This is a genomic window from Sphingosinicella rhizophila, from assembly GCF_032378825.1.
GTDB classification, from domain to species: Bacteria; Pseudomonadota; Alphaproteobacteria; order Sphingomonadales; family Sphingomonadaceae; genus Allosphingosinicella; species Allosphingosinicella rhizophila.
In genome coordinates this window covers 358510-371383 of record NZ_JAVUPU010000001.1, presented here as the reverse complement: position 1 = coordinate 371383, position 12874 = coordinate 358510, and the positions used below count along the sequence as shown (strand labels likewise).

Genomic DNA, 12874 nt, shown 5'->3' with positions numbered 1-12874 from the left:
TTTCGGGTGCGGGGCCGCTTCATCAGCTTGGAAGGTGGCGAGGGAGCCGGCAAGTCGACCCAGCTGAAGCAGCTGGCGCAGAGCTTGCGGGCGCGGGGACTCGATGTCGTCGAGACTCGCGAGCCCGGCGGCAGTCGAGGCGCCGAGGCGATCCGGACCTTGCTCCTGCAGGGGGAGCAAGAGCGCTGGTCGCCCCGAGCGGAAGCCTTGCTGTTCGCCGCCGCCCGCGCCGACCATGTCGAACGGCTCATCAGTCCGGCCCTGGAGCGGGGGCAGTGGGTGCTGTGCGACCGTTTTCTCGACAGCTCCATTGCCTATCAGGGTGGGGCGGGGGGAATCGGCAAGGATGCGATCATGGAGCTCCATAGAATCGGCAGCTGCGGCCTGCTGCCCGATCGCACCTTGCTGCTGGAGCTACCACCCGAGGCCGCTGCCGCCCGTGCAAGGCAGCGTGACGGCGGCGAAGCCGACCGGATCGGCGCTCGCAATGCCCGCTATCATGCCAAGGTCGCCGCCGCTTTCGCTGCACTGGCCCAGGCCGAAGCCGATCGTTTTCGGCGGATCGATGCCACCGGAGATGCCGACCAGGTGACGGAAAGGCTGATCGCGGCCATTGCGGACTTCCTGTGAAGCCATTGTTCGGCCACGATGCGGCGGTGGCTGCGTTCCGCGAGGGCCTGGACGGAGGGCGCCTGCATCATGCTTGGCTGATCAGCGGTCCGGCAGGCGTCGGGAAGGCATTGTTCGCGCAGAAGGCTGCGTTGCGGGTGCTGGCCGGCGAAGGAACCGGTGCTGGGCTCGACGTTGCCGAGGACCATCCGACAGCGAAACTCATGGAGGCGGGAAGCCATCCCGATCTGATGCGGCTCGAACGTCTGCCCAAGGATAGCGGTGAGCTTGCGCGCAGCATCAACGTTGAACAGGTACGCGGCCTGCAGCGTCTTTTCGGCACGACGACCTCGATCTCGCCTTGGCGGGCGGTGATCATCGACGCGATCGACGATCTGGAGAGGGCAGCCGCCAACGCTCTGCTCAAGAATCTGGAGGAGCCGCCGGCGCAAAGTCTGTTTCTGCTGGTCAGTCACGCACCCGAGCGGCTGCTGCCCACCATCCGGTCACGATGCCGGCACCTTCGGCTGCACCTGCTTGAGGACGACGCCATGACGTCATCCTTGCGGACCGCTCTTCCTGACGCCGATGAAGCGGAGATCGAGGAATTGCGAGCGGCGGGGCAGGGCTCGCCCGGGCGTGCGCTCGCTTTTCGAGGCCTAGACATCGCCGCGCTCGACGACGCGATGGGCGTGTTGGCCACTGAGGGAGACCGGGCCAATGTGCGGCGGAGCCAGCTGGCGCAGAGCCTGTCGCTCAAATCGGCGCAGCCGCGCTATGAAGCCTTTCTGGCGCGGGCCCCGTCCCTGATCGCGGCACATGCCAGGGAGAGGAGGGGTACGGCGCTTGCCGAGGCGCTCCGCTTGTGGGAAAGGGCCAGCACCCTGGCCAAAAGCGCGACCCACCTTTCGCTCGATCCGCAGAGCGTTGTGTTCGAGCTGGCGGGGATGCTCGCAACCCTTGCTCCAAAGAAGGCAGATGGCTGACCCATTCTACATAACCACCGCCATCAGCTATCCCAACGGACCGCCTCATATCGGTCATGCTTATGAAGCTATCGCGACCGACGCCATCGCCCGCTTTCAGCGGTCATCCGGGCGCGATGTCTTCTTCCTGACAGGCACCGACGAACATGGTCTGAAAATGGCCCAGGCAGCGCGTGACCGCAATGTGGCGCCGGCGAGCCTTGCCGAAGAAATGTCATCTCTTTTCAAGGAAATGGATGACAGGTTGAATATATCCTATGATCGATTCATCCGAACCAGCGAGCCCGCCCACCATCGGGCTAGCCAGGCGATCTGGGCAGCCATGGCGGAGCGCGGCGACATTTATCTTGGCCGATATGAAGGCTGGTACTCGGTCCGCGACGAAGCTTATTATGACGAGAAGGAACTCGTCGTCGCCGACAGCGGCGAGAAATTGTCGCCGCAGGGCACGCTCGTCGAATGGACGGTCGAGGAGAGCTGGTTCTTTCGCTTGTCCGCCTATCAGCAGCCCCTGCTCGATCATTATGCCCGGTTTCCGGATTTCATCCGGCCCGAGAGCCGCCGCAATGAAGTCATGCGTTTCGTGGAAGGCGGGCTTTCGGATCTTTCTATCTCCCGCACCAGCTTCGACTGGGGCATCAAGGTGCCGGACAGCGAGACGCATGTCATGTATGTCTGGCTGGACGCACTCACCAACTATCTGACTGGCGTAGGATATCCCGAAGAAACAGAGACTTATAAAAAGTTCTGGCCAGCAAATATTCATATTATCGGCAAGGATGTGGTGCGTTTCCACGCCGTCTACTGGCCGGCCTTCCTGATGTCGGCTGGTCTGTCCTTGCCAAGTCAGATATTCGGCCATGGGTTCCTTCTCCATCGCGGTGAGAAGATGTCCAAATCAGTCGGCAATGTGGTCGATCCCAACGCGCTCGTGGACGCCTTCGGGGTCGATGCGCTGCGCTATTTCCTGCTACGCGACGTCACCTTCGGGCAGGATGGGAGTTATAGCGCCGAAGCGATCGTGACCCGGGTGAATGCAGATCTTGCCAACAGCTTCGGTAATCTCGCCCAGCGAAGTTTGTCTTTCATCGCCCGCAATTGCGAACGCCTGCCGCTGACGGGGAGGGGCGACACTGCCGATCGGGAGCTTCTCGACCTGGTTGGGAAGACCGTGCGGAAAGACGTGCCTGCACTTTTCGGCGAACTTGCATTGAGCCAAGGCATAGAGGTCTGGCTGAAGGCCGTTTTCGCGTGCAACCAATATATCGATGCGCAGGCACCATGGGCCCTCCGCAAAACCGACCCGGAGCGGATGAACGCAGTCCTGGCGACGCTCTATGCGGCAATCATCGATCTGGCGATCGCCATTTCGCCAGTGATACCGGCGTCGGCCGCGAAGCTGCTCGACCAGATGGGCGTCCCGGAGAACGAGCGCGATTTCCAGGCGCTTGCGGATGATGACCGTTACAGCCGGCTCGCGGACTCGGGTTTCATGCTCGAGACCCCGCAGCCGATTTTCCCGAGGCTGGAAATGATTGCGGACTGATGTTCATCGATAGCCATTGCCATCTGAACTATGAAGGATTGGTCGAACAACTCCCCGGCGTACTGGAACGGGCCCGTGCCGCTGGCGTGGAAACGATGCTCAACATCTCCACTCGCGCGGCCGAATGGGACGCTGTAATCGGCATTGCCGAACGTGAACCGGATATATGGGCGTCGGTCGGCATCCATCCGCACGACGCCGATACGCATGAGGAGATAGACACACGGACTCTCGTCGCCAAGGCGCAGCACCCGCGAGTCGTCGGGATCGGCGAGAGCGGTCTCGATTTCTACTATGACCGCTCCGATCGGGAGCGGCAACGGACCAGCTTCAGATCCCATATCGCCGCAGCACGCGAAACCGGCCTTCCGCTCATTGTCCACACGCGCGAGGCCGAGGCGGATACGGCGGAGATTCTCGGTGAAGAGATGGGGAAGGGTGGCTTTACCGGCGTTATTCACTGCTTCACTGCCAGCGCCGATTTCGCGCGCAAGGCCTTGGATCTGGGCTTCTACATTTCCATTTCGGGCATCGTGACCTTCAAGAATGCCCGCGACCTTCAGGAAACGGCGAAGCATATTCCCGCCGACCGGCTGCTGATCGAAACGGATTCGCCTTTCCTGGCGCCGGTGCCGCATCGCGGCCGGCCTTGCGAGCCGGCCTTCGTGGCCGACACGGCGCGCTTCCTCGCCATGTTGCGGCAGGAGGCGGTGGAATCGCTTGCCGAGCGGACCAGCACCAACTTTCGAACATTGTTCGGCAAGGTCGGCTGATGGACGTCCAAATCCTCGGTTGCGGAACCTCTTCGGGCGTGCCTCGCGTTGGCAACGACTGGGGAGAGTGCGATGCCGATAATCCCAAAAACCGGCGCAGGCGCGTCTCCATTCTGGTCAGCCACGGCAATGCGCGGATTCTGGTCGACACCGGCCCCGATCTGCGGGAGCAGTTGCTCGATGCGCGGGTCAGCGATGTCGAAGGCGTGATCTGGACCCATGATCATGCCGATCATTGTCACGGGATCGACGATCTTCGGCAGCTCTATCACGCGCGGGGACGGCCCGTCGCTGGCTATGCCCGCCAGGACACGCTGGAGGTCTTGCAGCAACGCTTCGCCTACGCCTTCGACGGGAAGGGCGGGTATCCGGCGGTCGTGCGGGGAAAATGCCTGCCCGATCATATGAATCTGGGCGGCATTTCGGTGCGCACCGTGGATCAGCCGCACGGCACCATCACCAGCGCCGGGCTGCGCTTCGACGCAGGTGGCGCTTCGATCGTCTATTCCACTGATTTCAATGAGCTGACGCCTGATATGGCGAACATGTTCGAAGGCATAGATCTTTGGGTAGTCGATGCTTTGCGCCGTCGGCCTCATCCGACCCATCCACATCTGAGCCAAGTTTTGGAATGGATCCGGGCGATTCGACCGAAGCGCGCGATCCTGACGCATATGGACAATAGCATGGACTATGACACGCTGGTGGCGGAGCTGCCGGACGGAGTCGAGCCGGCCTATGACGGGCAGGTCATCCAATTGTGAGCGACGGCGATCAGGCGATCCACTTCATCTACCTGATCGGAGTCATGGTACTGGTGGCGAGCGCGCTCGCGGTCCGGCGTATTCCAATGGCCGCCGGTCTGAAGATGGCTGCAATGTGGCTGTTGATCTTCGCGGCGCTGTTCGCGGTTTTCGCGCTCAAGGACGATTTCGCGGCACTCGGCGACCGTATAGTGGCCGAAGGCCGGGGCGACGGGGCCGTGGTACAGGCGGGCGAGAATCTGCGTATCAGGCAGGCCGAGGACGGCCATTTCTGGGCCGATGCCGAGATTAACGGCGAACAGGTCCGGTTCCTGATCGACAGCGGTGCCACGACCACCAGCATTTCGACCGAAACGGCCAGACGGGCGGGCATCGACATCCGCGGCGGCCTGTCGGCTATGGTTCAGACGGCAAATGGCATGGTCACGGTCCGGCGGGGCCGTGCGGACAGGATCAGTTTGGGTTCGATCGAGCGCAGAGACATGGCCGTGCACGTGTCCGATGCCTTTGGCGAGATGAATGTGCTCGGGATGAACTTCCTGTCGTCACTGTCCGGGTGGGGTGTCGAGGGGCGATGGCTGATCCTGCGTCCATGAGGACATATTTTACATAATGTATATTATCGCACTTTGCGGAACAGAAGGGAAACGGCCCGGTTTCAGAACTTCCGGCTCTTGGGCTTCACCTGGGCGCCCTCGCCAGCCGGACGCGCAATCGGGTTCGCGCCGACCTGTACGATCTCTAACCGCACAGTTTGCGCACGGCTGCGAGTAGCGCCGGATCGCCGACGACTTGCAGGAGCGCGACGAGCGCGAGAATAGCTGCGGCGAGCGCTCGTGCGAGTTCCCGTCCGACGCGTTCTGCTGCGCGTCGCTTTCCTTCGGTAGGCCATAACATTTTCCTTCCTTTCATCCGCACCATGCGGAGCCGCCAAAGAATCACACTACATATCGTGGGTCAATATGCTTCGTCATACCAGTCCTCATCTTTTTGGGTGGATTGGTGCGACCAGTCTCCGGGCGCGGAGTCCCAAGGCCCGAGCTGCCATCCACCGGCGTTGCGGCCTACCGTACCCCAGGCGACATCTTTCACGTTCTCGGCGACTGCGTTCGCGAGCCCCTGTGCAAGGTCCACCTTGTCCCAGTGTTGAAAGACCGCCTTGGCGCGCTGCCATTGAGACGCATTCCAGCGTTTCTTCCAGTACGTCTTGATTTCGCCCGTTTTTTTGTCCCGATAGTGGAGCTCATAATAGCCGGGGCGGTACTGGTTAGGCAGCGCATCATAGAACGAGTTGATGACGTCGAGCGACTCGGTGAACCCGCCGACGATCTTCAAGGCCGTTCCCCCGGCCGACAATGCGCCCTTGCGCTCCTTCACGCCCGGTCCGGGCCGCTTCGGGTATTGTCGGTAGGGGCTCCACGACCGCGCGCGCGGCGCCGGGCCGCGCTGGCGTTGTTCCTTCGGAGAGCGCCGGGGGTTCGGCCCTGCCCTCGGTATCATGCTGTAGGGGATTGGCTCCGGTGTGGGCATGAACCGTCCTGGCGGCACGATGTGTGGGTCGTAGGTGGGCAGCCAGTCGGGCATGTTCGCGGGTAGCCTTGGCGCTACGTAGACCGGATATGGCCGCGCCGCGCTGCCCGGAGTCGCGTAGGGCTCGGTTGCGACACCGGGCGGGCGAACGAGCGTGTAAACCGCCCGCTTTTTCGGCGCGAGCGGCCCCGGTGGGTCGTACTTCTCCCACAGCACCGCGTGATTGGCAGAACCGGGGATGCTGCCCTGCCCCGGTTTGGAGCAGTTAAGGGGCGACGTGGCCTGCCCAGTAAGGCAGCCAGTCGCGGAGCTGCCGCCCGTCGAATAGTAAGTGTAGCCATCGGACCAACACGCGGGCGAGCCGTAGACGCAGGGGCCGTTTTTTATCGTCCAGCCGTTGAGGTTCCAATGGGCTGGACTCTTGGAGCGCGCCATCTGTGGGATCGCGTCGATAGCATCAATCAGATCGATCCACGGCAGGACCCGGCCGAACGCTTTCCAGACGTTCCGGCCATAGCCCCTCGGCAAGTTCAGCGAGATTTCGGGGCGTGTGGCGCGCACATCGCTCCGGCGGATAATGACGGCGTTTCCAAACGGCCCAGCGCGCCTGGGTATACGTCTCGTACGATAGTTCTCGTTCGCCGGGCTCGGAGCCCGGTCGTTGTTCGCTATCGCGTTGGCTAGCCTGCGGCCCGGATGGTCTGGCCTCGGCAGCGATTCTTTCACACTCCGTCTCGAAGATCCGGCGTATGCATTCGGCATGATCAGTCCCCAAACGCTTACAACTTTCGTTATCGTATTGGGGGGTCAGGGAGGGTTTCTTTTCACGTTCCTCGGTTTTTTTCAACGCCGAAAAAAATCCTTCCTTCGTCTCTATGTCCTTAGGACGTATTTCACCGCTTCCGGTGCCATAACCCCGCGATGCGCGTACCCTCGCAGTAGCGGATTTGGTGAGGTATTTCGCCACATAGCCAGCCGCCCGGTTGGTGCTACTCTGGTCGACCAGAGAGCCTTGCCACCAACCTAATTGCCATTGGTATTTCATGGCCCTTGCGGCGACGGGCTTCGCAGAACTCACTTCATGCAGAAGCATATGGAAGTGAGGGAGCCCTGACTTATGCGGCTCTACTACAAGGATGTAGCGGAGCTTCGCTCCGGTCTGTTTTCTCACGCGTTTGAGCCATAGCGTGATTTCCGGCCCGATCTCCGCAACGCGTTCCGCGAATTGCTCGTCGGTTGATAGCCGGTCAAAGTCGATGCCGTCGCGGGACAGTCGCAGGCACGCGCGGGCATAGGCTTTGAAATGTTCCTCGGGCCTCAAGGTCAGGGTGACGAACCAAGTTCGCCCGAGCGTTGCTTTCATTTCGGCTTCCGCTCGAAATCGCCAGTGGCGGCTCCGGGCCTTCAGGCACTCCGCGCACTTGCGGCATCGCACGTCCATTTCGAGGACGTGGGGCGCACCCCTGTTGTACGTGTCGGCGCCACGTTGGTGCACCTTAAGACGGCTCCCGTTTCTGCGAGTCGCCGCCGCTCCTACATACTCGCGGTAAACAGGCCGTTGACAGCGGCCTGCTACGTTCCACCTTAACCGGGTGAGACCGTGCCCCTGCCCTCCGGGGCAGGCGACCTCCGCGCCCGATTGGTATGCGCGCGCGGCCGTTCGCTTCCAGATGTCGAGATGCTGGAAGGTCATGGACGCCACCGTTCACAGCCGGTGTCATTTGTGCGTTGTAAGACAAGAGCACGGCCTTCGGCCGTGCATAAAAACGCACAAGGAATGGGGGCTCTGCCCCCCTGCCCTGTCAAGGGACCGGGTCCTCGCTTCGCTGCGGGCCGCACCACTCCCTTGACAGGCCACCCCCCGCTTTCGCCAAGGGGCAACCTCCGGTTGCAGTCGCAACCGGAGGGAAATGGAGAATGAGGAAGAAACTGTCTGAGCACTTTGCGCTCTCAGAGTTCATCGCGGAGAGCGAGCGCGAGCTTTTCAAAAGCCACAACCTTTACCCGCTGTGGGAGGCCCGTCTCCGGGTCCTGGCACACGAGCTTGAGGTAATCCGGACCCACATCGGTGGGCCGATCATCGTAACGAGCGGATGGCGATCGCCCGTCCGTAATAAGGCGGTCGGCGGAAGCCGCACGAGCGGCCATATGACCGGGTGGGCCGCCGACTTCCAGCGCCCCGGATGGGACGCCCGACGCCTCTTTGATCTGGTCAAGTCGCTCGGAAAGAGAGGGCTGGTCACTTACGACCAGCTCATCGGGTATCCTGCCCATGTTCACTTATCCGTAGATGCGCGGTCCCGCATGGAAGCGTGGACCGTCTAGGGATCATGGGCGGCAGCGACCCCCCGGTCCTGCCGCCCATGCCTTCACATGCCGTTGACCTCACCGGAGCATGTGAAATGCCCATCCGGCAACCGCTCGCAGAGCACCATGCCGTCAACAGTCGTGCATCCCGTCAGCATGAAGCCAACGGCGATCACGAGCCCAACATAGGGCAGCATTTGTTTCAGCACGGTCTTACCGTGCTTGGTCAGGATCGGTTTCATAGCGAAGTGTCCTCCGCGATCCGGGACAGGATGCGGAGATCCACCCTGCCATCCTGTTTGATCTTGTTCGCGGCACCGACGAACAGGGCGTCTGCGTCCGTCGAGGTCGCGTAGTTCCTCGACATCCCGGCAGTCGGCAGCGCGACCGAGCTATCATCGGTCGCGGTCATCGCGAAGTTCACATACTGGTCGCCATGGACGAACAAGTCGCGGATATCGATCCAGTAGGCACCCGTCGCGGTCGCCGCGAGCGGCCCCTCTGTATCCGTGAACTTTCGCAGCGACGTGTAGGGGTCGCTATGAAGGACGGCTGGCAGCCAGGCATAGGGCGTGTCGAGGTAGTGGGAGCCAGCCGCCTCGACGTTACCGAAGTACACCTTCGGCCGGGCCACCGTCACGCCAAACACGAAGCCCGGTTCGGCGAAGAACCGGTCTTTGTCCGCGCGCTCGGCAACAGACCAAGAGACAGCCGAGGACGGCGCACCGTCAGCGGGGTTGATCGTGTTGGACGGGTAGGACCACTCCCGAACGTAGCGGATCAGTTCGGGCTTGTGGTTCTCCTCCCGGACCTCCCGAGGAGCTGCCACACCGAACGCCTTGAGCCAGTCCTCAAAGGTCGCAGCCGTTAGCTGCATGTCCCGCATCGCTTCCCAATGGGCATAGTGATCGGAGAAGGCCGACATATGGGCGGGCAAGGTCGGGTTCTCCCCCGGCAACTCGTCGTCAGACGAGGCCGTCGCCGTGTCGAGGATGGCACTGTCGGTGAAGTCGTGGACATCGACGGCCGCCAGGGGTAGCCCGTCGATTGCGCCCTCTAGAAAGGCTTCGCCATCATCGCGGAAATATTCGTCAACGACCCTTTCGAGGCATTTCAACGAAAAATTAATGCCGTCTCCGCGATGGTTCGTCGGCACGTCCGCGGCGGTCGCCAGACCGGCGACACTTGCGTTAGTCACAAGCATATCCGTCAGGGTGTCGCGATCATCGAGATCGCGCAGCTTGACGTAGAAGAAGTAATATTCCGTCCACCAGCCGACGAGCGGGCTTTTGATCGGGTCCGTCACGACGCGGGCTTGGAGCAACAAGTTCTGCATGGTTTCGCCCGGCAGAACCGGAGCGATCAAGAACGGCTGCAGTTGCCAAGGCCGTGTCCTAAGTTGAAACCGATGAGACGGGCGACGCAACTTGCGTCCCGTCTTGGGAAGGTCACGGACAGTGACCAAAGGAGTTGCTACTGTGTTCACGAATAATTCCCTTTTCTTTCGAAAAGGGCCGTTTCACTTTCTGTATATTATCGCACTTTGAGATGGACCAGGAATTTCCCCCCTCCGAGTCCCCTCACGCTGTAAAGTCGGCTGAATCCGAAGCCCGCGGCGCAAAGCTCGCCGAACTGGTCGAGATCATGAGGCGGCTGCGTGATCCCGTGCAGGGATGCGCTTGGGATCGTGTCCAGGATTTCCGGTCCATCTCGCCTTATACGATTGAGGAAGCCTATGAGGTCGCCGATGCGATCGATCGCATGGACATGGATGATCTGAAAGATGAACTTGGCGACCTTCAGCTTCAGGTCGTCTATCATGCGCGCATGGCCGAGGAACTCGGCGCATTCACGATCGATGACGTCATGACGTCGATTTGCGCAAAGATGGTCCGTCGGCATCCGCATATCTTCGGCGATCGCGAGGAAAGTCCTGGCTGGGAAGCCTTGAAGGCCGAGGAACGGGCGCAGGATCGGAACGGCAGTGGCGACACGAGCGCACTGGCGGGAGTCGCACACGCCCTCCCCGCCTTGAAACGGGCGGAGAAGCTCCAGCGTCGGGCGGCCCGGGTCGGTTTCGACTGGCCGGATGCGTCCGGACCAAAAGCGAAGATCGACGAGGAATTGGCCGAACTGAATGAGGCGAAGAATGCATCCGAGCGCCAGTCTGAGCTTGGCGATTTGCTTTTCTCGGTCGTCAATCTCGCCCGGCATCTGGAGATCGATCCTGAGACGGCCCTGCGAGAAGCTTCGAACCGCTTCGAGAAGCGTTTCAGATTGGTTGAAGATATTGCCGACAAGTCATTGAAAGATCTGAATATAGAAGAGCTTGAGGCGCTTTGGAAACAGGCCAAGAAAGGCATTTCGGGTTAAGCGCTTCCGGGCCGGACAGGATCATCGGGCAGCTTGGAAGAGCACGACAAATGGGCCTAAACCGTGTGATGAAAGCGGCTTTCGAAACGAGCCCAATCGACCTCGGAGAGGCGGACGGAGACGATCGTCTCCATATCTTCGCTGGACTGGCTCACGATCTCTCCATTGGCATGAAGCCACGCGAGCGCTTCGCCGGCAGCGGCCGGGAGGGTCAATGTCCGCAATTGTGCGCCCTTGCGCAGATTCTCGGCCGCGCAGGCAAGAAGGTCATCCATCCCTTGCCCGGACAGTGCCGAGATCGGAACAACGTCTTCCCTTCTGATCGCCTCGGCATGGATACGCTCGACATCCTCCTCGGTCAGAGCATCAATCTTGTTCCATGCTTCGATCACGGGCGATCCGCCTTCGCCGCCGGCACCGATTTCGGCGAGCACCTGCTCGACATCGGCACGTTGCGCGTCGCTGTCGGGATGGGAAATGTCGCGCACATGGATAATGAGATCGGCCGAGATCACTTCTTCGAGGGTCGCCCGGAAAGCGGCGATCAATTGGGTTGGGAGATCGGATATGAAGCCGACCGTATCACTGAGGATCGCCTTGTCGAACCCCGGCAGTTCGATCTCTCGCATTGTCGGGTCGAGCGTGGCGAACAGCAGATTCTCCGCCATCACATCCGCGCGGGCGAGGCGATTGAACAAAGTCGATTTGCCGGCATTGGTATAACCTACCAAGGCGATGACGGGCCAAGGCGCGCGCTGGCGGCGGGCGCGATGGAGCGCCCGGGTGCGGGTCACTTGGTCCAGTTCCTTGCGGAGCTTGGCCATGCGGTCGCGGATCAGCCGCCTGTCCGCCTCGATTTGGGTCTCGCCAGGGCCGCCTAGGAAACCGAAACCGCCGCGTTGGCGCTCCAGGTGGGTCCAGCTACGTACCAGGCGGCCGGCCTGATAATCGAGATGCGCCAGCTCGACCTGGAGGCGCCCCTCGGCGGTCGCCGCACGTTCGCCGAAGATTTCGAGGATCAGTCCGGTGCGGTCGATGACCTTCGCCTTGGTCGCAGTTTCCAGATTCTTCTGCTGGATGGGCGTGATCGGCGCATCGACAATGATCAGCTCCGCTTCCGCCTGGGCAGCCGCCTGACCGATCGATTCCACCTGACCGGATCCGAACAGCGTCGCAGGCCGGGCCGACCGGACTTTGAAATGAAGCTTTTCCGCCACGTTGATGCCGATCGCCTCGGCAAGGCCCGCAGCCTCATCAAGGCGCGCGTCGACGTCGCGGCGTACCTCCCCGCCCAGTTCCGGCAGGACGATGAGGGCGCGGGCGCCGCGGCTGACGTCGCTTTCGGACGATCGATCAAAGACGCTCAGTCGACTTGCTCCTCATCCTCGATCAAATTGATCGGATGCTCGGGCTGTACGGTCGATACGGCGTGCTTGTAGACCAATTGGCAAAGACCGTCGCGCTCAAGCAGCATGCAGAACAGATCGAAGGCGACGATCTCGCCCTGCAGCATGACGCCATTCACCAGAAACATGGTGACAGGGCCACCGGAGCGGCGGACGGCGCCGAGGAAGACCTCCTGGAGCAAGGTCGGCTTCTTCTTTTCGATCTGTTCGGCGAAGCTTTTCTCGATGTCCGCCAGGTCGACCGGTTGCGCTGGCATGATGGTCGAGATGGCGTGCTTGTAGATAAGTTGCGCCTGACCGTCGCGCCGAAGCAGGACGGAGAAATTGTCGAACCAGGTGATGATTCCCTGAAGCTTCACGCCCTTGACCAGGAACATGGTAACCGGAGTCTTGGAACGACGCAGGTTGTTGAGGAACATGTCCTGGAGGTTGTTGACCTTGTCGGCCATGGCCGCTCTCCTTCAATGGCGGATCGTTTCCGCCGAAGCCCAGATAGGGAATCTTGCGCGCGTTGGTTAGAGGCGTGTCGGTAGTGGCTCAATAGCCGGTATCATGGTCCTGCCCCGACCGTCCAGCATCG

At 61.4% G+C, this 12874-nt stretch carries 14 protein-coding genes; 8 read left to right on the top strand and 6 right to left on the bottom strand.

What is annotated here, in order from left to right:
- Nucleotides 1–6: 6 nt before the first annotated feature.
- Genes tmk through RQX22_RS01685 form a run of 6 tightly spaced genes read left to right on the top strand, consistent with a single transcriptional unit; the run spans nt 7 to nt 5274 of the window.
- The gene (tmk, locus tag RQX22_RS01710; RefSeq protein WP_315723061.1) at nt 7–630 is read left to right on the top strand and encodes a dTMP kinase; all 624 of its coding nucleotides are present in this window, start codon (nt 7–9) and stop codon (nt 628–630) included.
- Nucleotides 627–1595: an AAA family ATPase gene (locus tag RQX22_RS01705; RefSeq protein ID WP_315723059.1), complete on the top strand. Its 969-nt coding sequence runs from the start codon at nt 627–629 to the stop codon at nt 1593–1595. Before tmk ends, RQX22_RS01705 begins: the two co-directional genes overlap by 4 nt.
- Complete coding sequence (metG, locus tag RQX22_RS01700) at nt 1588–3141, top strand: methionine--tRNA ligase (protein ID WP_315723057.1); 1554 nt, start codon at nt 1588–1590, stop codon at nt 3139–3141. Before RQX22_RS01705 ends, metG begins: the two co-directional genes overlap by 8 nt.
- On the top strand, nt 3141–3914 hold the full coding sequence (locus RQX22_RS01695; protein WP_315723055.1) for a TatD family hydrolase: 774 nt from the start codon (nt 3141–3143) through the stop codon (nt 3912–3914). The genes metG and RQX22_RS01695 overlap by 1 nt, the downstream gene beginning before the upstream one ends.
- Nucleotides 3914–4678 (top strand): MBL fold metallo-hydrolase, encoded by a 765-nt coding sequence (locus tag RQX22_RS01690; RefSeq protein ID WP_315723053.1) that lies wholly within the window; start codon nt 3914–3916, stop codon nt 4676–4678. Before RQX22_RS01695 ends, RQX22_RS01690 begins: the two co-directional genes overlap by 1 nt.
- Complete coding sequence (locus RQX22_RS01685; protein ID WP_315723051.1) at nt 4675–5274, top strand: retropepsin-like aspartic protease family protein; 600 nt, start codon at nt 4675–4677, stop codon at nt 5272–5274. Before RQX22_RS01690 ends, RQX22_RS01685 begins: the two co-directional genes overlap by 4 nt.
- Nucleotides 5275–5635: 361 nt before the next feature.
- Here RQX22_RS01685 and RQX22_RS01680 read toward each other — a convergent pair whose 3' ends face one another.
- A complete protein-coding gene (locus RQX22_RS01680; protein ID WP_315723050.1) occupies nt 5636–6643 on the bottom strand; it encodes a hypothetical protein in 1008 nt (335 codons plus the stop codon).
- 22 nt (nt 6644–6665) lie between these two features.
- Nucleotides 6666–7571: a rolling circle replication-associated protein gene (locus RQX22_RS01675; protein ID WP_315723048.1), complete on the bottom strand. Its 906-nt coding sequence runs from the start codon at nt 7569–7571 to the stop codon at nt 6666–6668.
- A 554-nt stretch (nt 7572–8125) separates the two neighbouring features.
- Here RQX22_RS01675 and RQX22_RS01670 point away from each other — a divergent pair.
- The gene (locus RQX22_RS01670) at nt 8126–8533 is read left to right on the top strand and encodes a D-Ala-D-Ala carboxypeptidase family metallohydrolase (protein WP_315723046.1); all 408 of its coding nucleotides are present in this window, start codon (nt 8126–8128) and stop codon (nt 8531–8533) included.
- Between the two features lie 44 nt (nt 8534–8577).
- Here the strand turns inward: RQX22_RS01670 and RQX22_RS01665 are convergent, their stop codons facing one another.
- Together RQX22_RS01665 and RQX22_RS01660 are read right to left on the bottom strand one after the other, a co-directional pair.
- A complete protein-coding gene (locus RQX22_RS01665; RefSeq protein WP_315723044.1) occupies nt 8578–8757 on the bottom strand; it encodes a hypothetical protein in 180 nt (59 codons plus the stop codon).
- Nucleotides 8754–9881 (bottom strand): hypothetical protein, encoded by a 1128-nt coding sequence (locus RQX22_RS01660; RefSeq protein ID WP_315723043.1) that lies wholly within the window; start codon nt 9879–9881, stop codon nt 8754–8756. The genes RQX22_RS01665 and RQX22_RS01660 overlap by 4 nt, the downstream gene beginning before the upstream one ends.
- A gap of 182 nt (nt 9882–10063) precedes the next feature.
- Here RQX22_RS01660 and mazG point away from each other — a divergent pair, with 182 nt between their 5' ends.
- The gene (gene mazG, locus RQX22_RS01655) at nt 10064–10888 is read left to right on the top strand and encodes a nucleoside triphosphate pyrophosphohydrolase (RefSeq protein ID WP_315723041.1); all 825 of its coding nucleotides are present in this window, start codon (nt 10064–10066) and stop codon (nt 10886–10888) included.
- 56 nt (nt 10889–10944) lie between these two features.
- Here mazG and hflX read toward each other — a convergent pair whose 3' ends face one another.
- Complete coding sequence (hflX, locus tag RQX22_RS01650) at nt 10945–12255, bottom strand: GTPase HflX (protein WP_315723510.1); 1311 nt, start codon at nt 12253–12255, stop codon at nt 10945–10947.
- On the bottom strand, nt 12252–12743 hold the full coding sequence (gene hfq, locus RQX22_RS01645) for an RNA chaperone Hfq (protein WP_315723039.1): 492 nt from the start codon (nt 12741–12743) through the stop codon (nt 12252–12254). The genes hflX and hfq overlap by 4 nt, the downstream gene beginning before the upstream one ends.
- Between the last annotated feature and the right edge of the window lie 131 nt (nt 12744–12874).